This is a genomic window from Trinickia sp., assembly GCF_051953955.1.
Taxonomy (GTDB): Bacteria; Pseudomonadota; Gammaproteobacteria; order Burkholderiales; family Burkholderiaceae; genus Trinickia.
The window spans coordinates 16,236-42,585 of the sequence record NZ_JBQCIF010000079.1; the positions used below are offsets into that span (position 1 = coordinate 16,236).

Annotated in this window: 25 protein-coding genes; 24 read left to right on the top strand and 1 reads right to left on the bottom strand. The window is 62.1% G+C overall.

What is annotated here, in order from left to right:
* Positions 1-51: 51 nt before the first annotated feature.
* From ACTHNZ_RS14665 to ACTHNZ_RS14780, 24 genes are all read left to right on the top strand, one after another.
* Positions 52-495 carry a DotD/TraH family lipoprotein gene (locus ACTHNZ_RS14665; protein ID WP_440543230.1) on the top strand — a complete coding sequence of 148 codons (444 nt, stop codon included), beginning with the start codon at positions 52-54 and terminating at the stop codon, positions 493-495.
* A gap of 67 nt (positions 496-562) precedes the next feature.
* A complete protein-coding gene (locus tag ACTHNZ_RS14670) occupies positions 563-1,357 on the top strand; it encodes a type IV secretory system conjugative DNA transfer family protein (protein WP_440543231.1) in 795 nt (264 codons plus the stop codon).
* 31 nt (positions 1,358-1,388) lie between these two features.
* Positions 1,389-2,168, top strand: coding sequence for a toxin co-regulated pilus biosynthesis Q family protein (locus tag ACTHNZ_RS14675; protein WP_440543233.1), 780 nt, complete (start codon positions 1,389-1,391; stop codon positions 2,166-2,168).
* A gap of 17 nt (positions 2,169-2,185) precedes the next feature.
* Positions 2,186-3,970 (top strand): hypothetical protein, encoded by a 1,785-nt coding sequence (locus tag ACTHNZ_RS14680; protein WP_440543234.1) that lies wholly within the window; start codon positions 2,186-2,188, stop codon positions 3,968-3,970.
* Entirely contained in the window at positions 3,970-5,262 is a 1,293-nt protein-coding gene (pilO2, locus tag ACTHNZ_RS14685; RefSeq protein ID WP_440543235.1) for a type 4b pilus protein PilO2, read from the top strand. The genes ACTHNZ_RS14680 and pilO2 (ACTHNZ_RS14685) overlap by 1 nt, the downstream gene beginning before the upstream one ends.
* Complete coding sequence (locus ACTHNZ_RS14690; RefSeq protein ID WP_440543236.1) at positions 5,249-5,797, top strand: hypothetical protein; 549 nt, start codon at positions 5,249-5,251, stop codon at positions 5,795-5,797. Before pilO2 (ACTHNZ_RS14685) ends, ACTHNZ_RS14690 begins: the two co-directional genes overlap by 14 nt.
* Positions 5,798-5,965: 168 nt before the next feature.
* Entirely contained in the window at positions 5,966-7,492 is a 1,527-nt protein-coding gene (locus tag ACTHNZ_RS14695) for a GspE/PulE family protein (protein WP_440543237.1), read from the top strand.
* Positions 7,489-8,553: a hypothetical protein gene (locus ACTHNZ_RS14700; RefSeq protein ID WP_440543238.1), complete on the top strand. Its 1,065-nt coding sequence runs from the start codon at positions 7,489-7,491 to the stop codon at positions 8,551-8,553. The genes ACTHNZ_RS14695 and ACTHNZ_RS14700 overlap by 4 nt, the downstream gene beginning before the upstream one ends.
* Positions 8,554-8,569: 16 nt before the next feature.
* Positions 8,570-9,184: a type 4 pilus major pilin gene (locus ACTHNZ_RS14705; protein ID WP_440543239.1), complete on the top strand. Its 615-nt coding sequence runs from the start codon at positions 8,570-8,572 to the stop codon at positions 9,182-9,184.
* Between the two features lie 6 nt (positions 9,185-9,190).
* A complete protein-coding gene (locus ACTHNZ_RS14710; protein ID WP_440543241.1) occupies positions 9,191-10,078 on the top strand; it encodes an ATPase, T2SS/T4P/T4SS family in 888 nt (295 codons plus the stop codon).
* 12 nt (positions 10,079-10,090) lie between these two features.
* Complete coding sequence (locus ACTHNZ_RS14715) at positions 10,091-11,791, top strand: hypothetical protein (RefSeq protein ID WP_440543242.1); 1,701 nt, start codon at positions 10,091-10,093, stop codon at positions 11,789-11,791.
* 10 nt (positions 11,792-11,801) lie between these two features.
* Positions 11,802-13,505: a putative bifunctional diguanylate cyclase/phosphodiesterase gene (locus tag ACTHNZ_RS14720; RefSeq protein ID WP_440543243.1), complete on the top strand. Its 1,704-nt coding sequence runs from the start codon at positions 11,802-11,804 to the stop codon at positions 13,503-13,505.
* The gene (locus ACTHNZ_RS14725) at positions 13,505-13,996 is read left to right on the top strand and encodes a lytic transglycosylase domain-containing protein (RefSeq protein WP_440543244.1); all 492 of its coding nucleotides are present in this window, start codon (positions 13,505-13,507) and stop codon (positions 13,994-13,996) included. Before ACTHNZ_RS14720 ends, ACTHNZ_RS14725 begins: the two co-directional genes overlap by 1 nt.
* Positions 13,993-15,108, top strand: coding sequence for a type IV pilus twitching motility protein PilT (locus ACTHNZ_RS14730; RefSeq protein ID WP_440543245.1), 1,116 nt, complete (start codon positions 13,993-13,995; stop codon positions 15,106-15,108). The genes ACTHNZ_RS14725 and ACTHNZ_RS14730 overlap by 4 nt, the downstream gene beginning before the upstream one ends.
* The gene (gene icmT, locus ACTHNZ_RS14735; protein WP_440543246.1) at positions 15,105-15,374 is read left to right on the top strand and encodes an IcmT/TraK family protein; all 270 of its coding nucleotides are present in this window, start codon (positions 15,105-15,107) and stop codon (positions 15,372-15,374) included. Before ACTHNZ_RS14730 ends, icmT begins: the two co-directional genes overlap by 4 nt.
* A gap of 11 nt (positions 15,375-15,385) precedes the next feature.
* Positions 15,386-16,180, top strand: coding sequence for a toxin co-regulated pilus biosynthesis Q family protein (locus tag ACTHNZ_RS14740; protein WP_440543247.1), 795 nt, complete (start codon positions 15,386-15,388; stop codon positions 16,178-16,180).
* Positions 16,177-17,898, top strand: a complete 1,722-nt coding sequence (locus tag ACTHNZ_RS14745; RefSeq protein ID WP_440543248.1) for a pilus assembly protein PilN — start codon at positions 16,177-16,179, stop codon at positions 17,896-17,898. The genes ACTHNZ_RS14740 and ACTHNZ_RS14745 overlap by 4 nt, the downstream gene beginning before the upstream one ends.
* Before the next feature lie 11 nt (positions 17,899-17,909).
* Positions 17,910-18,476 carry a type IV pilus biogenesis protein PilP gene (gene pilP / locus ACTHNZ_RS14750; RefSeq protein ID WP_440543249.1) on the top strand — a complete coding sequence of 189 codons (567 nt, stop codon included), beginning with the start codon at positions 17,910-17,912 and terminating at the stop codon, positions 18,474-18,476.
* Position 18,477: 1 nt separating this feature from the next.
* On the top strand, positions 18,478-19,767 hold the full coding sequence (gene pilO2, locus ACTHNZ_RS14755) for a type 4b pilus protein PilO2 (protein ID WP_440543250.1): 1,290 nt from the start codon (positions 18,478-18,480) through the stop codon (positions 19,765-19,767).
* The gene (locus ACTHNZ_RS14760; protein WP_440543388.1) at positions 19,767-21,551 is read left to right on the top strand and encodes a GspE/PulE family protein; all 1,785 of its coding nucleotides are present in this window, start codon (positions 19,767-19,769) and stop codon (positions 21,549-21,551) included. Before pilO2 (ACTHNZ_RS14755) ends, ACTHNZ_RS14760 begins: the two co-directional genes overlap by 1 nt.
* Complete coding sequence (locus ACTHNZ_RS14765) at positions 21,548-22,603, top strand: type II secretion system F family protein (RefSeq protein ID WP_440543251.1); 1,056 nt, start codon at positions 21,548-21,550, stop codon at positions 22,601-22,603. The genes ACTHNZ_RS14760 and ACTHNZ_RS14765 overlap by 4 nt, the downstream gene beginning before the upstream one ends.
* A 36-nt stretch (positions 22,604-22,639) precedes the next feature.
* Positions 22,640-23,143, top strand: coding sequence for a type 4 pilus major pilin (locus tag ACTHNZ_RS14770; protein ID WP_440543252.1), 504 nt, complete (start codon positions 22,640-22,642; stop codon positions 23,141-23,143).
* Positions 23,144-23,215: 72 nt separating this feature from the next.
* Positions 23,216-24,205 (top strand): ATPase, T2SS/T4P/T4SS family, encoded by a 990-nt coding sequence (locus tag ACTHNZ_RS14775; protein WP_440543253.1) that lies wholly within the window; start codon positions 23,216-23,218, stop codon positions 24,203-24,205.
* A complete protein-coding gene (locus tag ACTHNZ_RS14780) occupies positions 24,206-24,682 on the top strand; it encodes a hypothetical protein (RefSeq protein ID WP_440543254.1) in 477 nt (158 codons plus the stop codon). It abuts the gene before it with no gap.
* A 386-nt stretch (positions 24,683-25,068) separates the two neighbouring features.
* Here ACTHNZ_RS14780 and pilV read toward each other — a convergent pair whose 3' ends face one another.
* A complete protein-coding gene (gene pilV, locus ACTHNZ_RS14785; RefSeq protein ID WP_440543255.1) occupies positions 25,069-26,241 on the bottom strand; it encodes a shufflon system plasmid conjugative transfer pilus tip adhesin PilV in 1,173 nt (390 codons plus the stop codon).
* Positions 26,242-26,350: the final 109 nt, after the last annotated feature.

The following is a 26,350-nucleotide window of genomic DNA, read 5'->3' on the forward strand; positions in this document are numbered from 1 at the left end:
TTATGGGCACACCCGGTCACTCGTGCATTTTTTGACAGACAGAGCACCCAAATGCAATTGGTACGCGTTGCGGTTTCAGTGCTGGCCTGCGTTCTCGCGGGCTGTGCGACCCAGGCCGAGCCGGTCGATCCGACAGGGCGCATGCTCGACACACAATTGAACGAGTCGGCGCATCGGATCGACACGTTGCTTGGCGATATCTCGCGCGCAGGCGGCATCTCCGCGGTCGCGCCGCGCAGCGGCGTCGTGCTCGTCTCGGGCGACTTCATCACGGTTCGTTGGTACGGGGATGCGCCGGAAGTGCTACGCAAAATCGCCGAGGCGAAAGGCTTGAAATTCAGTGTCTCGGGCAAACCGATCGCCGCCCCAATCGCCATCGACGCGACGAACACCGATTTCGTATCGGTGCTCGAAAACATCGGGACCCAACTGGGCGCTCGCGCCGACGTCGTCCTGAAAAGCGATTCCCTCGAGTTGCGCTACCGTGCGATATAAGCTGCGCTCGTCCGTCCTCTCCTGCGCGTTCGCTTTGTGCGTACTCGGTATCGCCTGCGCATCGGCAATGGCGGACGACATTGCTCCCGACACGTCGCATATGTCCGTCCATGACATCGCGAACTTGTCGGCCGACAGTGCGCCCGCGGCAGCCGCCATCACGCCGGCCCGTGCCAACGTGCTGCGGGAAGCCGCATTGCCGCTCGGAAGTCACAAGGGCCTCGCGGATCGCTCGGCCGAAATCATCACCGCGCTCGATACACGCGCGGCGCGGCTCGACACGATGTACCGCTTCGGTGCGCTGATCACGCGTAACGGCGTGCTGCCGCCCGTCATCACCGAGGCACGTGATGCGGTGGAAGCATCGAGCGATCAAGTGCGCCGTGCCGACGCCATGTACAAAATCGTCGTGCCCGCACGCTTCGCCTCGATCGCGCCGTCATGGCGTGACTATCTCTATGTGGGCCTGCGCATCAAAGCCCAGGTCGACGCGCTGCCGTTTTCTTCGATGTTGCCTAAAACCGCGGCCGAACGCGCCTATTGGAAGCAACAAGTCGAGCTTGGCTATCAGCAAGGGCGCGCGCTCGCGGACCAAATCCTCGAAACGAACATGGCCCGCTTGAACCGCGACTACACGGGCATGTTGCGTTACTCGGAACTACTCAACCGCGGCATGGTGTCCGAGCCGGAAGTCGCTGTTGCCCCGCGCGTTGTTTCTGGCGATCGCAACCATATCGACGTGGGCGACACGCTTTATCGCGTCACCGATCACGGCGGTTTCGTCACCGATCCTTCCAAGTGGCAGGCGAGCGTGGCGGCGGCGGCTTCGGAAGCGTCAGATGCGACGGGCATCAAGAAATGATGAGGAAACTCCACGTATGAAAGGGTGCGAGATGTACAAGACTCGGGGCGTCGCGACACTCGCGGTGGCGATCATCTGCCTCGCCTGCGCCTCCACGGCGCAGGCTGGCTTCATCAATGAGGCACCACCGGCCCCCGCCGCGGCCACCGTCTCCACGCCCGACGTCGAAGTCAAGCCCTTGGCGGCAACGCCCCCCGTGTCCAAAGGAAAGAAAGTCTCCGAGATCGGCTTCAGCCCGAACGACCTCTATATCCCGCGAGGCCAAGGCCGCAACGTCGCCCTGTCCGACATGCTGCCAGTGGTCGTGCCGCACGATTTTCGTGTGGACACAGGCAATGTCGATCCGGCGTTGCCTGTCTCATGGAACGGCGGTTTGCCGTGGGACACGGTCCTGACCAATGCGCTCGCGCCATTGCCGGACGTGCACCTGACGTTCGATTGGAATGCTCGCACGGTTGCGCTGTCTCGCGCCGCCGCACGCGACGCAGCGCCCGCGGCGAAACCACCCCTCGACCCTGCCTCGCCCCCGGTGAGCGTCCCGCGCGCCGATCCGAGCTGGATCGTGTCGCCCTCCGACGGCACGCTGAGGCATGCCTTGTCGAAATGGGCCGCTCAAGCGGGTTGGCAATTGGTCTGGGATGCCTCCGTCGATGTCCCGGTGACGGTAAGCGCGTCGTTCGACGGCGACTTTCGCCATGCCGTCAAAGCCCTCTTTTCGTCTTTATCCGCAGCCGACGTCAACCTGAGCGGAATCATGTACACGGGCAATCGCGTCCTTCGAGTCACCGAGACCGGCCAGCGCGCGCAATAACCCAAGGAATACGAAGAATGATCTCGAATCTACAGCGAAGCCTCGTACTCGTGATGATCGCGTCGCTCGCGGGCTGCGGTACCGTCATGGAGCGCAACGAAATCCGGAGCGCGGTCGCACAGGGCAATCAAGCCGTTAGCGATCGCATGTCGTTGCTGCGTCACGACGATCAGCAAAAGGCAGCCGTCGTAAGAGAGGTCAATGGCGTTTGGCTGGGTAAAAAAACGGTCAAGGTGTCGCGCGACGCCGAACTACCTGCCGTATTCAGCGAGCCGATTCGCTTCGCGTTTCCTGATCAGCCAACGCTGACGGTCATCGCCGACCGCATCAGCAAGATCGTCGGCATGCCGGTGCGGGTCAGCGCCGATGCCTTGATTCCGATAGAGGTTTTCTCTGCTCAGCGCATGGGCATGATGATGGGGGGCATGGGAGGCGCCGGCATGACGCAAGCTGCGGCCGGTGGGATGGCCGCGGCGAACGGCGTGCGGCTGCCGTCTGGCGTGGCCATGCCTCCGCAATCGGGGCCCATCGGGTCCTATGCGCCGAGCATGTCGATGATGAGCGGCGGCTACCCCTCTGTACCGCCGGCGAGGTCTTTCATCATCGACCAGACCACGCCGTTCGGCGGCACCTTGACCGAACTGCTGGACCAAGTTTCAGGTAAGTTCGGCGTAGGCTGGGACTACAAGGACGGTGCGATCCTGATCTCGCGTTTGGTGACACGCACGTACCAAATCGCCTCCATCACGGACACCAACGATGTGACCGCAACGATCGCAAAAACCGCGTCGACGGGCGACACGTCAGGCGGCAACAGCGGCGGCGGCACGACGGGCTCCATGTCGCAGCCCGGCAGCGAGTCGTCGTCGTCGGACGTTTCGGCGAAGTTGAGCGCTTCCATCGATGTCGTAAAAGGTCTAAAGACCGCGATCGAAGCCGCCCTGACGCCGAACGGGATCGGCAAATATTCGATTTCGTCGTCGGGCGTCATCACCGTGACCGACACGCGCGAGGTCCAAGAGCAGATTCGGGAATTGGTCGAAGCCGAGAATAAATCGGTTGGGCGCCAGGTGCGCATGCGCATGCAGATCGTGGACGTCACCGCGACGACGAACAACGACATGGGCGTCGATTGGTCCTGGGTGATCAATCAAGCCGCGGCGAAATGGAACGTGAATTTCTTCGCGCCGGCGGGCTTGCCCGGCGGGTCCACGGGATTCGGGCAACTAGGCATTATTCGCAACGGCGGCAACTCCACCACGCAAACCTTCCTGCAAGCCCTGTCGACAGTGGGCAAGGTCAACATCCGCAAGGACGAGACCTACACCATGTTGAACAATCGCCCGCTGTCGATCGCAAACACCGAAAATTTCATCTACCCGGCGCGATCGTCGCCCGCTGCGAGCACGTTGAACTCCACGACGGCCGTCCCCGGCGTCGAGCCCGGCCAGCTCACGACGGGCACGTTCTTGAACATGCGCGCGTCGATTCAGCCGAACGGCTCGGTGATCGTTCAATTTTCGATGGATGCCTCGATGCGAGGCAATACGGTCACGATCGAATCGAACGGCGTCAAGCTGCAATACCCGCAATCGACGGCCAATCAGTATCAGATCTACGCAAGCATCGTAAATGGCGAGACCGCCGTGCTCGCTGGCCTCGACGACTCTCAGCAGCAGGCGACGGACAAGTCCTTCGATGCAACGCTGACACCGCTGCTGGGCGGTGGCATTTCCACGGCCACGACGCGCCGTGCGGTGCTGGTGTTGCTTACGCCGCAGATCGTCGAAGGAGTGAACTGATGTCTGCGGCGATCCCCGTTCCGATTCCCGGATTCGGCGAAGCGGTGGCCGGCCTCGACTGGCTGGAGTTGCCGGGCCTGGACGGCAAGAGCACGGAAGTGAAACAGCTCGGCCGCGGTGTCAACGCAGCGTGGCAATTCATCTGGAGCGCGAAGGGGAAAGACGGCGAGTACGTCGCCTTCGTCTCCAAGGGAGAAGTCAAAAGGCGGCCCGTCGCTGCTGCGGTGTTGGTTCGCGCGGCGGTCTCGGAAGACACGTACTTGACTCTCATCGAACTGGGGAAAGGACAGTTGTGGGTGTTCGCGGTGGCGGACGGCATGCCCGTGAACAGAATGGATCGCGTCGCGGATGCGATCGACTTGATGGGTCACGTGCGCGACTTTTTGACGTCGTTGCCCGATCCGAGCAAGGCTCCGATCTATACCGACAAACCGGAACTGTTCGACCCGCTGCCGTATGGCCTCGACGTCAGACCGTTCTCGCTGGAGATTCTCGGTCACTCGATCAAAAAGCGAGACTTCTCGAAGGCGTCGTTCGAGCGGCATTCGTCCATTCCGGTCGCCGGAATCTTGGCGATTGCGTTATTCGCCTCGTTAGCCGGCGGCTACGTGTACTACCAGGATAAATCCGACGACGATGCGCGGCGACGCGAGGCACAAGCGCATCGGCGCGAGATCGCGAAGCGAAAAGCTCAATTGGCGAACCAGGTCGGCACAGCCATCAATGCCGCCGCGCCCGCACGCGACGCAGTGCCAGCGTACGTCGACGCGTTGCGTGACGTCCCTACGTTGGTTTCGGGATGGCGGCTGTCGGAGCTCGAGTGCGAGGGGAGCCGTTGCACGTTGACATACAAGGCACAAGCGTTCGCAACATGGGGCGGCTATCTGAAGGTCAAGCCTGCCGCGTGGCCGGCGCCCTCGCTCGACGGAGACGTTCAAAAAGTCGTTCAAAGCATATCGGTGCATCTGCCGCCGATCGCGCCGCGCGTCGCGAAGACGCTTACGCCTCGGGAAAAGGTTCAACTGGAGTTGGGCAATCTCGCCCAGATTTCGCGACCTCTTGGCTTGACGGTCACGCTTCAAGGCGGCTGGGAAAGGGTAGCCGCAAAAGCGGCAGGCATCGACGATCAATGGGTGCCCGTGAAAACCGGCTTCAGTGCCAGCGGCACCGCCGTGCTGCTCAAAGACCTGGCAATGCGCCTGCCGGCCGATGCAGGCGTGCGCAGCGTGTCCTTCAAGCTGGGCGAAAAAATCACGTTTGAGTTGAAAGGGGAAGCGTATGCGAATCCGTGATGTCGTTGTCTCGTTGCTGCTGGTCCCAGTGCTAGCGCGTGCTGGCGATGCAATGCCGGCCGATACGTCCGTGGATACGTTCGGCAAGCTGCTGGCGAAGCAGCAAGAACTCCTCGAATCCGAAATGGATGCCAAGATTCGCGCAAACCAAGCTCAAGCGGCCGGCCCTGCCGCTCCTACGATCGCAACGCCCCTGCCGGGCGTGAAGCAGGACGTGAACGACAAGGAACCGGTCGTCGAAGCCATCTGGGGGTTGGTGGGCAAGGAAGTGGCGGAAGTCAACTACAAGGGCCGCAGCGTCCCCGTATCGATGCAGGAGCCGTATATCTCCAAGATCGACGGCTGGAAGCTCGAGAGCATCCAACCGTATGAAATCGTCTTGGTCCGCATGAGCGGCAACCGGGTCACGCAGCGAAAGACCGTGACGCTCGATTGGCAAGGCAGCGGAAGCAGTCAGACCGCGACGTCCCCCGTGACGATACCGTCCGCGCCGATGGTGCCGCCGCCGATCGCCGTACCGGCAGCCATGCGCTGACTCAGGGAGCCAAGCATGTTCACCAAAGGCTTTGGCTTTCTGAACGGCCATGAAGGAACGCCTGCGCCGGCCGGAGACGCGAGGCGACAGATTGCGAAGCTGGTTGGACAATTGCGCCAATCCGGACGTGTCAAAACACGTGAGGACCTACCGGCCTTCCGCGCGCCGATGACGAAGACACACGGCATCACCGGCAATGATCTGTCGGCAGTGGCGGCCGTGGATCTCGGGGGCCGGGAGGCCATCATCTTGGTCTCCGAAAGCGCAGTCGGCCAGCGGCTCCACCTGGAGTTGCGTCGTCGAGTGCTGAGCGCCGGCTACAAGCTCGCGCAAGAGCGCTTGGCGGATGTGGCATTGATCGCGCAGGTCAACAACGCCATCACCAAGGACGGCGCCGACAATAAAGCGAGCGACGTTCGGCCGCTCGTGGACGAAATGATTCGCGACGCCATCGCGGAGAAAACCACCGACATTCACATCTGCTGCCGCGAGCGCAGCGGGATGGTGCTGTTCCGCATTCACAGCCGCCTTTATCAGTATCGCGGCTTCGACGTCGTAACCTGCGAGCAAATCGCCGGCTTCATGTTCACGGAAATGGCCGAAGGCCGTTCGCGAAGCCAAGGCTCCTTCGCATTGGAAGCGAAATCGCTGAGCTGCATGATCCGCATCACGCACAACGCGACCAGCTATAAGCTTCGCTACAAGTTCATTCGCGTCGCCGACGGATGGGACGTCGTCATTCGGGTGCTGCAGGTGGAAACGCCTGGGCAGCAGACTCCGACGTTCGCCGAGCGAGGATACGAGGCATCGCAAGTCAAGCAGCTCGAGTTGGCCGTTGGCCGTTCGATCGGTTTGATCGCGATCACGGGCCCGACGGGATCCGGAAAATCGACGACGCTGAAAACCATGATGGAATTCGACCCGAAGCGGTTGCTGAAAAAGCGCTATTCGGTCGAGGACCCCGTCGAGTACAAGATTTTCGGTGTCAGCCAAATTTCACGCCAGCGCAGCGACCATGACGAGGACGACGGCAGCGACACCGATGCCATCGGCGTGCTACGGGACATTCTGCGGGGCGATCCCAATGACGTGATGGTGGGCGAAACAAGAGATAAAACCACCGCGCAAATGCTGGCCGACTTCGTGCTGACCGGCCACAAGATCTATACGACGCTGCACACGGCGTCGGCGATCGGCGCGGCACTGCGCCTATATCGCCTGGGTCTCGACCGGCATGTGCTTGCCGATCGGCAATTCATTGCAGCGCTCATCTTTCAGCGCCTGCTACCCGTGCTTTGCGACCACTGCAAACAGCCGTCCCGTGACGTTCTACCCAAGGACAAGCAGCATCTTCTCGAACGCAAATTCGGCTTGAATCTCGGCACGATCTACTGCGTCAACGAAACGGGCTGCCCGCACTGCAACGGGCGCGGCATCGTCGGCTCCACGGTGGTGGCGGAAATCGTGGTTCCTGACAAGGTGATTCGTCAACACATTGCCGACGGCTTCGATGAAAAGGCCGAGCTTTACTGGCGCGGGAGCCGGCGCACGGCGTTCGATGATCCGGACATGACGGGGAAAACGGCCTTTGAGCATGCCTTGTACAAGATCGCCTGCGGGCGCATCGATCCGCGCGATGTCGAGCACGAGTTCGAGCCGTTCGAGACCTATGAACTCGTGGAGGTTTCGCTATGAATCTAGCGTTCAAGCTGAGCCGGCTCCTGTTCAATACGTTCGATTCGAGTCGTCAAGAATTCTACGAGGACTTCGCATCGGCCCTGCGCGACGGGGCAGCGACGAACGAACGCCTGCGCAAGATGGCCGCGCGCTCGCGCCGGCGCAAGACCGGCTGGGCTCCGCTGTATGAGCATTGGCTCAGGAAGATGCGGCGGATGTCGTTCGGGCATGCGCTTCAGCACACCGTGCCCGCCTACGAAGTCATGGTATTGACGGCGGCCGAGGAAGATGGCCGCTTGGATGAAGCGATGGTCTACCTCGGGCGGGCCATCCGGCTGACCGGCAAGATCAAAGCCACCTACTTCATGTCGCTGATCTCACCGGGGATGGCGGTGATTGCCATCATCGGCTTTTTTCTCGCGTATGCGCTCGTCATCGCGCCGCAGAACCTGCAATCGCTTCCGCTGGAACGGTGGCCGGTCGTGAGTCGACAGATGTACGACCTCTCGAACGCAATCGTCCAACACGGGGTGCTATTTGGGTTCGGCCTGATTTTTTCGATCTGGTTGGTACTTTGGAGCCGGCCGAACTGGCGTGGCCGCGTACGAACCAAGTTCGACCAGGTTCCGCTCCTACCATGGAATTCATACCGAGAAAACGAGGCAAACAACTTCCTCGTCTCGCTGGCCATTCTTCTGCAATCGAACAATCACGGCATGAAGGAAGCGCTCGAACGCATGCGGCAGTTCGCAAGCCCATGGCTTTCATGGCACATCACGTTGATGCTCAAGCGCCTCGCGCTGACGCCCGACAGTCCGGCACGCGCATTGGACACGGGGTTGTTCTCATACCGAATCATGGATCGAATCGAGGACTACTCCGAGCGAACCGATTTCTTCAAGGCGCTACGCATGATTGCATTCGATCACGGCGACAAAGCCGTCGAAGCGGCGGAGCGACGCGCCATTCTCGGCGGCTTTCTTGCAATGGGCATCGTCGCAATGGTGTTAGGCGTGATCGTGCTCGCAAGCTTTGAATTCAACGATGCGATGGAAACCTATATCCAGTCCATTCGCTAACTTAGGAGAACATTCGATGACGACGAAGTTTCAACCGATAGACGCGAGCGACGCCGAGCTCGATACACGCAAGACGGCCGCGAGGCCGAAGCGCACGGGAAGCGCCCGACAACGCGGTTTCTCGCTGACCGAGCTCGCGATCGTGCTTGGCATCATTGCATTGATCGCCGCCGCTGCCATGGTGGTCGTGCCTCGTGTTCTCGCCAGCATTCGGGCAAGCAAGATCATCGACGCTTTCAACGAGGCCATCCCTTCGATCCAAACGGCCTACCAAAACCAAACCTCGTTCGCCAATTTGACCACCGCGCAGGTTGCGCAAAACGGCTGGCTCAACGACAGCTTCGTCGAAATGGCCGGCGGTGTGCCCGATGGGAATTTGGTGACGCAGTGGGGGACGATCGCATTCGCTCCGGCGGCGGGCAACACACAGGGGCAAGCTACGCTGAACAACATCCCCACGAAGGAGTGCGTAAAGATCGGAAGCAGCTTCATGAACGATCTTTTCTTGACGGCCTCGATCAACGGCACCCAAGTCAAGGCGGGGCCCAACAACGTCGATTTGACGGCTGTGGGCACGCAGTGCAGCTCGACTTCGACCAATGTGATCGTGTTCACCTTCGGACGAGCGTAATCACCGATGACAATGCCGCTCATTACCGACGTCCACCTGTCGATCGATGGCCTGAGTAGGCCAATCGTCTTCCCCGGCCAAAAGCCTGCTGGGCCGGAGCATCAACCGTTGATGGCGCAGCTCGTCGATGCGATCACCGCCAATCCCGGCCGAAAAAAAGTGAAATTGGACGATGCGAGCCGCTGGCGCATTCAGCGCATGCGGGAAGGCCGCTACGCGCTGCGCCGCATGCGTGACGCCTGTCCGGACATCGACGTCCTCGGGTTGCCGCATTGGATCAAGGCACTGTTGCTCGGTTCGAAGATGCGCGAGGCCGGCGGACTGGTCGTCATCTGCGGACTGACGGGTGCGGGGAAAACGACGACCTTTTCCGCCACCATCGCGGCCCGGCTTCGCTTGCACGGCGGGTACTGTTTGACCATCGAAGACCCGCCGGAAGATCTGCTGGAAGGCGAGCACGGCCACGGCTACTGCGAGCAAATCGACGCCGACGAAGTCGGCGGCTACGAAAACGCGATTCATGCCGCGCTGCGCTGCTTTCCGGCGAAGGATTCGTCGATGCTCGGCTACGGTGAGGTGCGCGACAGCGCGACGGCCGCACAACTGCTTCGCGTGGCCGTCGACGGGCATCTGGTGCTCGTAACGATGCACTCCAAGACGATCCCAGCCGGCCTGCAACGCCTGTCCGCCTTGGCGCGTGCCGCTGGAGAGGAAAACGCGAACGACCTCATCGCCGCGAGCTTTCAGCTTGCCGTGCATCAACGCTTCGATCTCGAAGGAAAGCTCGTTGCGTCGGCGCTTGCGCGCGAGAACAAGGTGGTCGCGCACATCAAGCAGGGCGAGTTCTCTTCGCTCATGCAGGAAGTGGAAAGCATGCAGTTGAAGAACCTGTAGGCGACGAGGACCATGAAAAGAGAACACCGAGCCGTGCAATCTTCGATCAAGCGAAAGCAAAGCGGGTTTTTGCTGTCGCAAATGGCGATCTTCGTAACGCTGCTCAGCGTCGTGTTGGCCTATGTGGGACAGCAGTACTGGCGGACGACGGTGAACCAAAGCCGTGACGACAGAGCACGGCTGGTCGGAGCAACGCTCGGGGCAATCAACGACGCCGCGAAGACGTACACGACGACGTTCTTCGCCGAGATCCAGGAAGGCCAGAACATCACGCGCAACGGCTATACGCTTCCTGCAGCACGCGTGTTGACGCCAACGACGGCCGACTTGAATGGACTCGGTTTTCTGGCGAGCAGGAACGTGAGCCCTGTCGTGTACAACGGGCAAGCGATCGGCTTCAATATTCAAATTACCGTCGACACCTCCAGCGGATGCACGATTCCAACGTGCAATCTACCGTTTCAGGTCACGAGCACCGGCCCGCTGATCGATCCGAGCACCAACGCCGTCGACGTTCGCCGCGCAACGATCGCCGCCACCACCGCGAGCCCAGGCAACGCCGGCGTGTCCATGCCAGCGTCGTTCGGCGGCAATCCGAGCATTTTCGTCACGCAAAACGGCACGCAAACCGGAACGAATCCCGGTGGCGTGGCCGGCCTCATTTCGATCAGGAACGGCTACGACGCATCGGGTCTTTTCGTGTTCGATCGCCGGGACGGCAGCCTGCCGAGGACCGGAGACATCAACATGCAAGACACCGCCGGCATGAAGCACAACATCAACAATGCGGGGACGATCCACTCGGACGCCGACATCACGGCAACGCTTCAGGTCACCGGCACCGCGGCAGAAGGTCAGCCGTGCCAAACGGTCGGGCTCATCGCCTCCAACTCCCAAGGCAAATTGCTGGGCTGCAACGGAACCGTTTGGGGCAAAGCCACGGACATGCCCAGTGCCTACCGCTACGTCTTCACCAGTTCGGGGACTTGGACCGTGCCGCAGGGCGTGAAGAGCGCTCTGGTCACCATGGCCGGAGGCGGGGGATCAGGTCTCGGCTGGCGCTTCGCCAGTCAGTACATGACTGGAGCAAGTGGCGGATTCGTGTTTTCCGCGCCAGTCAACCTGACCGCCGGTGAAACGCTAACGGTCGTGGTCGGCAAAGGCGGGACTGCCTATCAACCATTTTTGACGACTACCCCTGTGCCGGGCACGCCCTACTTCGTCTACGCGGCGCCATTCGGGGATGACGGTCTCGGCGGGTATCCGGGCACGCCAAGCCAACTGATCTCCCCAAGCGTCGGCGTTCTGCTCGAATGCGATGGCGGAAGCGGAGCGACTAGTTGGGGCGCTGACAATCTTTCGGGAGGCGTTCCGGTTCCTGGGCCGCAAGGGGGCGCATGGGAGTTTTCCGGAATTTATACGTATCCCACTCCCAACCGGATTGCGGCGGGACCCTATGTTCGGGCCGGTGGTCCCGGCGCTTGCGGACTCAGCGATTACGGATTGGGCAACTTCGGCAATCAGAGCTTTTCGGCAAATCCTTCCACTCCACTCGCAAGCGGTGCATATCAGGGCGCGCTGACTCCATTCGGCTACGGATCCGGTGGAGGGATCTCCGTCTACGGTTGCTATGTGACGCCGACTCAAATCGGAACCTGTGTGATGCCGTCGTCCGGCCGAGACGGCGTCGTCATGATTGACGTGCTGTATTAGGGGGCCACGTATGTACCGCGAAATCCTTTCAAAACTTCCTTCGCCCGTGTTGTTCGTCCGCTCCGGCCAACAGGCGATCTCCTATGCGAACGATGCCGCGGTGCGCCTCTTTTCTCCCATGCATCTCGGCGAATGCCGCATGCACGATCTGCTGTCGGATGATGAAGAGCGCAAAAGATTCGACACGTTTCTAGCCACCGACGACGCGCAGGCTCAATTCGCATTCGGGGGCACGCTCTCATGGGGTAGCACGCTGAAAGAGCAGTTGCGAGACCCACAGCGGCCAGAGGGCGGCACGACAGCGGTGGTGATGCGCTCGCCGGTCGCCGAAGGCGCCGCATTCGTGATTCGCCCGCTCGACCATGATGCAAAGGCGGCAGCAGGCCAATGGCAGGTCGCGCAATTCGATCCCCTGACCGGCTTACCGAACCGCGAGTTGCTGCGCGATCGCATAGACCAGGCCATTCGGTTGGCCAGCCGCCTGGATCAAGCGTTTCTTGGGGTCCTGTTCGTCGATCTCGATCGATTCAAGAAGATCAACGATACCTACGGCCACGCAGCCGGCGATGCGGTGCTCGTCGAAGCGGCGAAGCGCTTGCGCGGATGCCTGCGAGATAGCGACACCGTGGCAAGGCTGGGTGGCGACGAGTTCGTCGTGCTACTGCCGAATTTGCGTAGCACGGAGGACACGTCGATCGTTGCCGAACGCATTCTCGATGCCTGCGCACGGCCAATCGAAGTCGGGGAAAACGTGTTTCAGATCAGCGCGAGCGTCGGCGTGGCCGTATGGCCCAACGACGGCCAAAGCGTCGACGAGTTGCTGCATAACGCCGACACGGCGATGTACGCGGGCAAGGGCGAGGGCCGCAACACGCTGCGCTTCTATGACGCACGGATGAACGAAAAAGCGAGAGCGCGAGCAACGGTCGAGGCCGAACTGCGAGATGCGCTGCGCAATGGGCACTTCGTTTTGCACTATCAGCCGCAATTCTGCGTTCATTCGGGCCGCATCGTAGGCGCCGAAGCGCTCATTCGCTGGTTTCATCCGACACGCGGCATCATCCCGCCTTCGTCCTTCATCCATGTCGCGGAGGAAACCAACCTCATTGCGCCCATCGGCGATTGGGTGCTTTGCGAAGCCGTTCGGCAAGGCCGCCGCTGGCGGGAGACGGGCCTCGATCTTCGCATTGCAGTGAATCTGTCGGGCCGGCAGTTCGGTGACGCATTGGCCGAGCGCGTAAAAGCGGTTCTCGACGAAAGCGGCTTTCCGCCCGAGTTACTCGAGCTGGAACTGACCGAGAGCTTCCTTGTGACCGACACCGAAAAAGCCGTTCGGATCTTGTGCTCGCTACGCGAACTCGGCGTGCGCGTGGCACTCGACGATTTCGGCACCGGCTGGTCATCGCTGAATTATCTGAAGAACTTTCCCGTGGATACGCTCAAGATCGACCGCTCGTTCATCGGCTCGACGGTCAGCGAGTTCGATACGCGCATCGTGCGCGCAATCATCGCGATCGCTCGCGAATTCAATTTGACGACGCTTGCGGAAGGCGTCGAAACGAACGAGCAACTCGCCAAACTGAACGAGCTGGGATGCGACGCGTGGCAGGGATACCTGCTGTCAGGCGCTTTGCCCGCACAAGATCTCACGGATTTCTGCCGGCTCACGGACATGGCACGGGATCGCTTTTCGGCGAGCCAACGGAGCCTTTGATGGATCTGATGACGCTGGTCATGGCGTGCGCTCCGTTCGTGTCGGCCAACACGATGCTGGCGGTCATCCACCAGGAATCGCAAGGCCACCCGTGGGCGATCAATGTGAACGGCAGCCAGCGTTACCGGAAAGCAAACTCATATGAAGAAGCCGTCGCGGAATCCAAGCGATTGATCGCGACCGGCGCGAACATTGACATGGGCTTGATGCAAATCAATTCGAAGACGATGGAAAGCCTGGGGCTGACGGTCGAGCGAGTGTTCGACCCGTGCACGAACGTCTACGCCGGCGGCACGGTATTGACGCGCAATTACTTGCAGGCGACCAAGACGCAGCCGAGCGCGCAAGCGGCTTTATTGGCCGCACTATCCGCCTACAACACCGGCAACTACAGCCAAGGCTTCAAGAACGGGTATGTCAGCGGCGTCGTTAGGGCCGCGGCTCTATCCGCCGGCTGGCCCGGTTTCGCGGCGCGGGAGGGTTGGCAATGATGACCATGCCGGAGCCGTTCAAGCTCGAAGCCAACTTCGGCGTAAGCGATCTGCAGGCGTTTCTGGCCTATTGCGGCGAGGTCGGCTCGTCGGACATCGTCTTCCAGACTGGAGATGTCGTCTGGGGCGAAATCAAAGGCCGCCAAGTCGCGCTTACCGAGCGCACCATCAAGGACGGTGAAATCAAGACGCTACTCGCCGTCTCGTTCGGCAGTGAGTTGATCGGCGTCATCAAGGGGGGGAGCGATGCCGACCGTCCCTATCGATTCGTCATCGAGCGCGATACCGCCCGCTACCGCGTCAACATCGCCGGAGCACAGATCGGCGACGCGGAAGACGGGTTGTCGATCACGATGCGGACGATCCCGGAAACGCCGCCGGCGCTCGATGCGCTGGGGCTGCCGTCCGGCATCCGGGAAAACCTCTTTCAGCCGCGCGGCCTGGTGCTCATTTGCGGACCGACCGGCTCGGGCAAAACGACGTTGATGTCGTCGTTCTACGCCGACGTATCGGAAACGAACGGGGACGTGAAAATTCTGCTGTACGAAGACCCGATCGAATTCCTCTTCACCAAGGTGAGGAACAAAGGCCCGAAGATCCGACAGATGCAGATCGGTAGGCACATTCCGACCTTCGCGCGGGGCCTGCGAAACGCCATGCGCTGCAAGCCGACGCTGATCGGCATCGGCGAAGCGCGCGACGCCGAAACGATCGGCGCCATGGTGGAAGCCGCGCTCACGGGCCATGGCGCGTACGGGACGATGCACACCGAAAGCGTTCCGGAGACGATCAGCCGCGCGATTCAGGTATTTCCCGGCGACCAGCATTCGGCGATCGCCTCGAAGATTCTCGGCGCACTGCGTTTGATCGTCGTGCAGATCCTCGTGCCGACGCTCGATGGCAATCGCGTGGCCGTGCGCGAATACCTTTACTTCGACAGCGGCATCAAGCGTGAGATGAGCGACATGCCCTATACGCAATGGGGCGCGTTTTTGCGCAAGATCGTTGCGGAGAAAAAGCAGGACATGAACACGGGGCTGCGCGATTTGCTCGATCGAAAGTTGATCGACGCAAAATCGTACCGCCGCTATGCCGGGGAGTCCAACGATTGAAGGTACGTCGCTCGATCTGGCGCGATGCGTCTCTCACGCCGCGCATCATGGGCATCGACGCCCGCGGCTATTTCCCGATCCTGATCGCTCTGTACTACCCGCGCGCGTGGACCTTCGGCGTCGCGGGTCTCGCGATCGTCGGCTTCTATTTGATGGAACGCAAGGGGTACACGCTGCCCGTCCTGTTGCGCGCGATTCGCCACGCGCTGCGCGGCTCGGTGATTCACGGACGCGCGTGGTGGCATCACCGGAGATTTCACGAATGAGGAAGTGCACGATGCCTCGCATCAACCGCGTCGCCGCCCTGACGATGCTCACGGGCGCTCTGACATGGGCAGTCTCAGCGCAAGCCGGATTCGTCAACGAGTCGCCTTCGCCGAGCGCACCCGCCACAGCATCCGTGGCCGCGGCAGCCGCCGTTTCCGCCTCGGTTGTCGCTCGGCCGCTCACCGAGCCTGCGCCGATCAGCGCGATGCACAAGCTCGCGCAAGTCGGTTTTCGCCCCTCCGGCATCGAAACCCCGCGCGGTGGCGGACGTGACGTCGCCTTGGCCGACATGTTGCCCGTCATCGTGCCGCATACGTTCACGATCGATTTCGGCGATGTCGATCGTAACCAACTCGCCACTTGGAGCGGCGGCTTGCCATGGGACACCGTGCTCGCCGATGCGATCGCACCGGTGCCGGGCGTCGGCGTCACGATCGATTGGGACCGCCATGTCGTCTCGTTGCGCCACTTGGTCTTGCCGCCCCCCTCCGCGACGCCGCCCCCGCAGGTCGCGGCAGCACCTGCGGCCGCGACCGTGCAGGCAGCCGGTTCGACGTTCGCGCTAGTCGGCGGCCAATCGCTCGAAACGCAGTTGCAGGACTGGGCCAAGCGCGCGGGTTGGTCGATCACATGGAACACCCCGGACGACTGGGTCGTGCCGCACGACTACGCGTTCTCAGGCAACTTTCAAGACGCCGTCCAGCAGGTTTTCACTCAACTGGCCGACGACGGCGCTGACGTGCGCGCCGATATCTGGAAAGGCAACAATGCGGTCGTCGTCGATAAGGCAGGAGCACACGAATGATGCAATTGACCCGTCCACTCACGCGCACGGCCGCGGCGGTCATGATGTTCATTACCCTCGCCGGGTGCGGCCTCCAAGAAGTTCACGATACACAGGTTGCGCTGGATCGCGAAGCGCACAGCCAGTTCGACACGGTCGTGCCCACTCGGCCCGTCGTGCAGGTGCACGAGGGAGCATGGCTGCTGGGGGAGAAAATACGGGCGAGCAAGCCGCAGCCCGAGGTGTACGACAAACAGGTCGTCTTCAAGAGCAACGATTCGACGACACTGCGCGATATCGCGGCATGGATCGCCGATAACGTCGGCGTGCAGGCCGTCGTGGATCCGTCGGTCGAGTCGGCCTCGAATCTCTCGTCCGGCAGCACATCCGGCAGCTCATCGATGCTGCCGGCCTCCCCGCTGCGCACACTGCCCTCGCCCGCCGCGAGCCTGCCCGGCGGCCCCAGGCTTCCTGAGTTGCCACCCCCTGGCGGCGCCAGCGCGCGGGAAGGGCTAAGCGCGGCCGACGTCGCGCGTCCGGCGCCGCGCTACACGGGCACGTTCCGAGGCTTTCTCGACGTCGTCGATGCGCGCTACGCAGTATGGTCGCGCTACCGCGACGGCATGGTCACGTTCTTCAAGACCGAGACCCGCAGCTTCACGCTGCCGAGCATCGCGGACGTGGCGAGCATGAACGGCTCCATTTCGACAGGGGATTCCAACGGTCCGTCGTCGCAAGGATCGCAAGGCGCGGGCACACCTCCCTCGAGCGCGGCGCAAACAGGCGCCGCGGGCGGCAGTTCGTCGGGCACGGGCGGGCAAACGATCACGCTCGGCGTGCACGTCAGCCCGTGGGAGCAAATGGAGAAAACCGCCGAGGCCGTGGCTGGGCCAGGTGCGCAAGTCGTCGCAGACAAGAATCTCGGCGTGCTGACCGTGACGGGCACCCCGCCGCAGTGCGATCGAGTGGAGTCGTGGGTCAAGAGCCTCGATGCGATGTTCGGCAAGCAAGTGGCCATCGACGTTCACGTCTACCAAGTTCAACTGTCGCGCGAAGAAAACTACGGTTTGAATCTCACGCTCGCTTATCAATCGGTCGGCGGCCACACAGGCGTCAAGGTCACCGGGGCAACGCCGCCCACCGTCATGAGCAGTTCCTCGCCGATGACGTTTGGCGCCAACATCCTGAGCGGCACGTTGAGCGGCACGACAGCGGCAGTGCAGGCGCTCTCGACGCTCGGCAACGTCTCGCAGTTGATCTCGCGCTCAGGCATCACGCAAAACGGCAAGCTGCTCGCGCTGCAAGCGGCCAAACAGCAAAGCTACGTCTCATCGACGCAGAGCACGCAAACGGCCAGCGTCGGCTCGTCGACGACAATGCAAACCGCCACGCTCGTGCCGGGCTTCACGAGTAGCTTCCTGCCGAAGGTGATCAACGGGCGCATCCTCATCGATTTCGACATGACGCTGTCCGATTTGCTCAGCTTGCAAACCTTTACGTCGGGCTCGGGCTCCGGGCAATCGAGCGTGCAACTGCCGACCATGCAGGTGACCCGCTTCGAGCAGAGCGTCAGCCTGAAACCGGGCGAAACGCTCGTGCTGACCGGCATGCGCCAGCAGCAAACCGCCTCTACGAACAACGGCGTCGGCAGTCCGTATATGCCGCTTCTGGGCGGCGGTGTCGATGCACAAAAGGCTGACAGCATCATTGCCGTCGTCATCTCCGCCCGACTGCTGTAACGGAGAATTCCATGTCGACAAAATCCTCCCTGACTTCACTGGCGATCGCCTTTGCATCGGTCGCCGCCCCGCTCGCACCACTGACCGCGCACGCGCAAGCGGTGAGACGAGCACAAACCCAGATGCAGGCGCCGAGCGCCAGCCAAGCCCAAACTGCTGCGAGCGACGCTTCACCGGCGGAAGAGCTCGCGAATTTGCAGGCGCAAATTCCGATCCTCGAGGCGAAAGCCGAAATCGCGAAACTCAAAGCGCAGATCGAGAACGGGGGCACGGCGCCTTCGGGACTTGCGCAAGGCATGCCGTCGCCGATGACGCCATGGGGCGGCACCCCGACGCAAGGACCCGCAGCACAGGGCAACTCGGCGGGCGCGACGGGCTCGCCCACGGCCAAACCGGGAATGGAGGCCGTGTCGATCAGCGGTTTCGATGGACGGTATCGGGCCGTGCTGACGATCGACGGGCACACCGTTTCGGTTCGCCCCGGGGACACGATCGAAGGCGGCTGGAAAGTCACAAGCATCACCGAATCGAGCGTGACGCTCGCACACGGCAAGCACGTCGTCGTTCTGAGGGTCTGAGGTGGCCGAACTGATCACGCTTCCCGGCGTCAAGGGCACGTTCGCGGCCGGCCTTTCGTGGCGGCACGAAGACAAAATCCCGAGGGCGGCCGAGCTGCGGGCCTTATCGATGGAAAAGGGCCGCTGGGGCCTCGTCCGCAAGACGATCGCCGGCTCCGTCCAAGTCGGCTTCTGCGAACCGATCGTGGGCGTAAGCTCGCCCTCGAAGGTGAAGGCGCTCGCAACCATCGTTGCCGATCAGCGTCCGCAGCCTTGGATGGGTCTGTACAAGCTCGGCGAGGACCGTTATTGGTACATCGCCGTTCGCGATGGGCAGGAAGTCATCCCAGAAGGCGATCAGATCGGCAAGCTCGACGAGCTGTTGCGCGTGCGCGAGCAGCATTTGACGCTCGGCGATTGGGAAGAAGCCGAGGGCACGCTCGACGATCTCGCCGAGATGGCGCTATCGACGCCCAAGCATCTCGTGCTGCGCGATCTTCAGCGTCGTCCTTGGGTCAACATCGCAGTCGCTTCGTCCATCCTGCTCGTCGTGGGCGCCTCGGCAGCCGGGGCTTGGCTCTATCACGAGAAACAGGTCGAGAAGGAACGTGAAGCCGAACTGAAAAGGCAACGCGCGATCGCTGCCGCACTGCACGCGCGCGATACCGCGCAAGCCCACATCTTGCCTTGGACGCAAACGGCGATGCCGTCGTCCGTATTCGATGCTTGCCGCGATGCATGGAACGAAGAGCCGCTAGCACGCGACGGGTGGATGCTTGCGACTTGGGAGTGCCGGGTCCAACCGCGCGGTATCGACATTCATCGTGGATGGGCACGCGTCGGCGGGCTCGCCGCAAACGCGCCGGGCAAGCTCTCACCGGATGCACGTAGCGCCGCCGAAGACCTGCAACGGGTGGTCCAATTCAGCGCACCGTCCCCGAGCGCCGCACTGCAACCCACCGCGCGCAGTGCACTGTGGACGCTCGCGCAGCGATACGGCCTCGATCTGACCATCGATCCGGCCATGGCTCCGAAGCCGAAACTACCGGGCGAGAACGGGTCGCAGCCGCCGCCCGACCCTTGGCAACGCATCTCCGCTTCAATCTCAGGACGCATGCCTCCATGGATGGGCCTTGCACCCGCATTCGATGGGGTGCCCGGCCTACGTGTCGAGGCGCTCGCCTGGACCGCGGCCTCGCACCGCTGGGCGCTATCGATGGCGCTTTACGTGCTCGACCGTTTGCCCCCGCAGACGGTTCTGGATCCCGCGCCCGGAACGGGCGCCCTGCCCTCGCAAGGAGGACGATCTTGATGCGTATCTCCGAACGCTTCCGTAAGCCCACGTTCGTCGCGGACTCGTCCGCGGACGCTCGCGCGGCACTGACGTTGCAGACCTTCGATGAGCCGGCCCCGTTGCCGTTGCCGCCGATCGGCCTGCAGCCGCACGTCGTCTATCGCGCGACGATGGGGCGCCGATTCGGCCGCGTCGCAATCGATCTCGGCCTGCTCTCGCAAAGTCAGCTTACACGCCTGCTCAACGTGCAGGAAAAAGCCGGCGGCCGGCTCGGCGATCTGGCGATCCGTGCGGGGCTACTGACGCCGGAGCAGGTCCAGCAAATTCTCGATGCGCAATCGCTCGAGATCCACGTCGATGCGCGCCATTCCGGCACACCACCGTTCTTGACCTGGCTCGGCGACTTATCGCGCAAGGGCGTGGTACCGAAGGTGCATAAGGTATCGGCGCAGGACCTCGAAGCGCTGCGCCAAGCGCAATCGGGCCGGGGCGCGCAAGACGAAGCGGATCTGATGACGCTGAGCCTCGCCCGCCGCATTTTCGTCGACAGCGCCGCGATGGGCGCGAGCGACATGTGTGTGCTCGTGCGCGAGAAGTACGCCGAGGTGCAGCTTCGCCTCAAAGGCGACTACAAGGTCGCGAAGAACTTCACGATGCGCCGTGAAGAAGGCGAAGCGCTTGTGCGAGCGATCTACACGGGGCTTGCGACGGTCAAGCAGTCCACTTACAACCCGCGCACGTTCCAAGACGCGCAGATCCACGGCGATGCGCTGCCGGATACGGGCCTGTCCAGCGTTCGGATCATTCGCGGCCCGATGTATCCGCTCGAAGCCGGATGCAGCTTCATGGTCGCACGCTTGCAGTACGGCCGCGACAGATCTGTCATGCCGGCCGCTGCGCGGCCCATCGATGTGCGCGTGCCGTCACGGCCCGAGGGCGTGTTTGAAGTCGAAGGGCTGACACCACTACAACTCGAATTGTGCGAACGACTCGTGCGCCTGCCGATGGGTATCGTCATCGTGACGGGCCCGACCGGCAGCGGCAAGACGACGACGCTCTTCAAGCTCATGAAGTATCAAGCGCAAATCTTCCCGGAGGCGCGCCAAATCACGATCGAAGATCCGCCCGAATATCCGCAGCCGTGGGCCATCTCGCTGGCCGCGAACGGAGAGGACTTCCGCGACATGGTTCGCATGACGCTGCGGATGGATCCGGACATCATCTTGCTCGGTGAAATTCGTGCGGCCGACGAAGCGGTGGCCGCACTGCAAGCTGCGATGACCGGCCACTTCGTCTGGACGACACTGCATGTGACCGACGCCTACAAGTCGATCCCGCGGCTCGAGATGCTCGATCGCGAACGCTTGTCGCGCGCGCAGATATGCGATCACGAGTTGATCGTCGGCATGGTGGCGCAGCGCGTCGTGCCGGTTCTGTGCTCCGACTGCAGCGTCCCGCTCGCTGATGCGCCTGATGCGTTGCCGGCCTACATGGTCGACGCGCTGCGTACGTGGGGAGATCTATCGCAGGTTCGCGTGCGCGGCGCGGGGTGCAAAACCTGCGGCGGCGACAAGATTCGCGGCCGGCAGGCCGTCGCTGAAATCGTCGTCACCGACGAGGCATTCATGACGGATTTCCTGACGCACGGCCTGCTCGTCGCTCGGCGCAATCATCGCCGCAAAGAAGGATCCGACAAGTCGATGCTCGCCAACGCGATCGACCTCGTATTTGCTGGGCGGGTCGATCCGCTCGACGTTCATCGCAACGTCCACAAACTCGAATCGAAGATGGAGGCACTATGAGCACGGGGTTGTCGTGGAGTCTGCGTAAAAGGCTTTACGAACAGGCGGCCAGTCAGATGGACAATGGCCGGACGCTCACGGAGATTCTCGAGGATTTCCGTGATCGCCTGCGCCGGCGCGGCCGCAAACAGGCCGCTGAAGCCGCGCATCGCGTATGGCGCAAAGTGATCGACGGCGAGACCCTGATGCGCGCGATGCAGCACAACCTCACGGACCTCGAGCGCAGCGTGCTCGCGTCCGGCGAGAAGACCGGCCAACTCCCCAATGCGATGCGGCTCGTGCTCGACGTCCGTGAACGAACGGCTCGAATGCGGCGCAAGCTGCAGGCGAGCTTCTTCGCTCCGACCATGTACTTGTTCTCGCTGTATGCGGTGCTGTTCGTCATCGGTGCCTATATCGTGCCGCAGTTCTCGGCGGCCGTGCCCGTGTCGAAATGGACCGGCTGGGCTTACGCACTATACGTCATGGGACAGGCAGCAACGGGTTGGACGGGTCCTGTCGTGCTGGCGCTGATCGTGATCGCTGGTGCGCTCACCTGGTGGGCCCTACCCCGCTGGACGGGGCAGCAAACGCTTCCCGGGCGTGCCTTCTTCGACAAATACGTCATTGCGTTTTCGGTCTACCGCGAGATCGTGGGCTTCGCTTGGCTGCTTTCGTTCGCGGCGCTGCTGCGCGCGGGCGTGCCCGATACGGAGGCGCTGGCCGGGCAGATCTTCACATCGTCGGCCTGGCAAGCGTCGCGTCTGCGGCCGATTCACGGCGGCCTGAAGAACGGCTTGAAGATGGACGCGGCAATGCGGCGCTCCGGCTACGAGTTTCCCTCGCTCGATCTCATCGACGAAATCGGCGCTTATGTCGGCTTCCCCGATTTCCCGGAAAAAATAGAAGTCGTCGCGCGACAGTATGCCGAGACCCTCGAGCGGCGCTTGATGTTTCAGGGCGTCGTGATTTCGGCCTTGTTCTCAGCGCTCATGTTCGCCGCATTTTTCGTGTTGCAACTCGGCACCAACGCCATTTCTTCGATCCTCGCTTCATCGATGGGAACGATGTGATCGGCGCGTGCATTTCTTGACTAATAGGAGCTACTGATGGATGGGATTTTAGGTCGTGTCGTCGCAATCGTGCTGGGTCTGCTGGCGCTGGCCGGCGTGGGTTTGGCCGGTTACAAAGCCTTCGCCGCCAATAAGAGCAGTACGATCACGACCGACGTCACGCAGATCGTGACGAATGCACGTTCGCAGTTCTCGCAGAACAGCAACGGCTATACGAACTTCATCACGGGCAACGCCAACGCACTCGTCAGCGCCGGCGTCATTCCCTCGGACATGGTGCGCGCGGCAGGCGTCACCGACGCATGGGGCAACGCCGTTCAGCTCGGCAATGCAGCCAGTAGCACCGAAGGCACGATCACCTTCGGCGGCGGCGGATCGGAGACAGTGGAGCAATGCGCGAGCGTCGTGACGAGCCTGAAGGACTATGTCTCGCTGCAAGTCGGCGGTGGCGCGCCGTTCACTCAGGCGGTGCAGCCGGACGCCGTGTCCGCCGCGCAGGCTTGCACGAATGGCTTGAGCATCGTGCTGACGTTCCAATGATGGCTTCCGCACGTACGCGCAGCCGGCGGCCGATACTCGGTTTCGCACATCGTCGCCATTGGAGAGTGCGTCATGGCTGACGTGCAGTCGATGCGAGGCCTGTCGCTGAAAGCGCTGCCCTTTTCCGATCTGTACTTGGAGCCGGACGGGGCTTGGTTCAAGACGAGCCCAAGCGATCGGGAACGGCGCACGCTCGGCGAACGCACGCTCGAGGAAACGCTCGAGCTTCGGCGCCGGCTGCAGGAACATCGAACCGGCCTCGATTTTCGCGCGGAGTGGGACGGCATCGGCTTGCGCGTGCAGCGCATCGAAACGCTCGAGGGCGACGTCTATATCTGCCGTCGCCTGCTTGATCGACCGATCGACTACGACAAGCTCGGCTACCCACCGCGCCTACTGGACGCGATGCTCTCCGAGCACTTCGGCAAGGGCGGGCTCGTTCTATGGACCGGCGCGACGGGTGACGGCAAATCGATGAGCCAGGCCTCGTGGATGATCGAACGGCTGCGCAAGTTCGGCGGCACGGCCTGCACGGTCGAGAACCCGGTCGAAATCGTGCTTCAAGGGCGCCATGGAGCCGGGCCGATCGTCGGCACCTGCTATCAAACCGAAGTGCATAGCGACGCAGAGTTCGGCACGACGATCCATCGCCTGCTGCGCGCAGCCCCCAACCTCATCATGCTAGGCGAGATTCGCACGCGCGAAGCGGCCGCACAGGCGGTACTGGCGGGCACGAGTGGACACCTCGTATCTTCGACGCTGCACGCGAACGACGTGCAAACGGCGCTCGAGCGTATGAAAAACATGGTGCGCGAGTCGGGCCTCGATGTGAGCTTCTTGGCCGACGCGCTGTGCGCCGTCATTCATCAAAGCATGCGGATGGCCAGCTATGGTGGCACCGAGCGCCGCATACTGACCGTGACCCCGCTCGTCATTGCGGGCGCAACCAACGAGACTGCCATTCGCGCGACGCTGCGCAAAGGCGATTTTTCTCAGCTGTCTTCAGAAATCGACCGCCAGCGCAGGATCGTCAGTGCCACCGTCGAGGCAGGAAGGATTTAGATGGGTTTTCTCGTGCTTCCAATCATGGTCGTCCTGTTCTTCATCGGCCTTGGCATGCAGATGGACCAGCTCGCACAAGCCGTCACCGGCGCGGGAAGACCGGGGCAAATGATGAACGTGGCAACGGTGACTTCCCAGCGTATGCAGACGTACGCTGCAGCGTGCCTCGATGCGGCGACGGCATCGCCCGTGATCAGCCAAAACATAGCCGTGATCTTGCCTGCCGGAGCCGTAGCGCCTCAAGGCGCTTCTTGCATGACGACGCCCGGGCCATCGGGCGCACGAAACGTCTATGCCTATGCCGCATCGAAGCCCGGCGAAGCTGCGCAACTGATGAACGACACCTATGGGAGCCTTGCGTGGTATCGGGTGCCCGCGGCCGGGCAAGCTGTCATGATCGCCACGGGTCAAGCGGCGGTCGTTCCCGCGACGATTCCTGCCGGCGACATGCTGGAATGGGTCCAGGTCAACCCTTGAGGAAGTGCCATGGACACGCTGCTACAGCACATCGCCAAAGTCTTATGTCCAGCGGGCTATGCGCTGACTGGCGGCAGTTGCGACCTGAATCGTGGGGGAGACGGGCGCGAAATCGCGCCTCGCATGTGCTCGCCATCGGGGAATGGATACTACTGCAATGAGGGCAACGGTGGAACCTGCATCGCGCACGCAATTTGTGCGCAATGACTTAGAAATGCCTGATGTAATATCGGCGAACGAGCACGGGGCCACTGCAACATTCTCAGCCGGCCTGCGTCATTCCGCGCTCTTGAATGGAAGGGCTGCCGGCGAAGGGCAACACTAGTGTCGTAACGAACTCGAGTCGCCCGCGTCCGGTGGCGCTATCGACACATCGGATTTGCAGTCTAGTTCGGATAGCGTTCGCAGGCGTATAAAACAGCACCTCCGGGGCTCTCGCTACTTACCCCGAACGCAACCTGGGCGAATGCGGTGTATCCCGAGGGGCAAGAGCAATACCCTGTCGCAATATTTGCTGTAGCGCATTCGCCGTAAGCAGAATAGTAGGTGAAGTCGCCACCGAAACCCACAGCGCTTCCCTCTATCGACCACACACCAGCTTGGCAAAACAGAGGGCCGCTTCCGGAATTCGCAATCTGCCCGGCGGTGTTACACGGGGCCCCGGCAATTGCTGCACCGCTGGCCAGCAGATAGCTTCCGTTGATATTGCCTGCTGAAATGTCCCCCGCCGTGAGCGGCGCCGGTGCTCCCGTTGCATCCGCGATTTTCGCCCCCCCATTCGCCGCCAGCGTCAGCTGTTGCGTGGCATTCGCGTAAGAAGCCGATCCCGCGCCGATCTTGACCGTCGACGTGCCGCTAGCGCTTTGAACGCTCACACCCTGGGCACCCACATTGCCGGCGTTGTCGATGTCGTTGCCGTTCATATCGATCGCCGTCTCCATCTGATTCACACCGGGCTGGCCCGGTATCGCGACTCGATAGAGGTATTCGTTGTTCAAGGACGGCGCATTCACGACGGTCAGCAGCGAAGCAAGGTGCCCGCTTCCGGGATTCGTATAATTCATTAGCGGCAACTTCCACCCGCCGTACGCGCCCATCGCATCGCCTGGGTTCATCGCGGCATCGCCTGCCTGGTTCGCATACGGCACGAACCCGCCTTCGGCACCGGCCTGAGCCGCAATCTGCACCAGTTGCTTCGCATCGGAAATCGGCGCACCGTTTTGCGATGTGACTAGCGGTTGCAATTGCTGGCCTGGGAGCAACAGCACCTGAACCTGCCACGTCTGGCCAAACGGATTGATGCCGGAAAAACCCGCTGGAAGGTAGTCGATCAGATCCGACGCATGGAGGGTCACCGGCACGTTTTGCGTGGCCTGCAATGCGAGCGGCGCAGCATGGGCTCGCACGTACTGCTGCGCCGCTTGATCGAAGATGACCAACTGACTGGCCGTGGCCGCCGTCTTCACGTTCGAAACGCCGATCTTTGCCCACGCGGCAAATCCAGCTACCCCCATCATCGATAGCACCAGCGCTATCGCATATCCAACAATGGCGTCCATCCGCTACCGCCCTCTCGACCTGCGTGCTCTAGCCAACTCCGCCGATGCACACTGCCCAGGCGAACTCTGCCTGTGCTGCCCCTGCATCTATGCGTACATCGACCCCTTG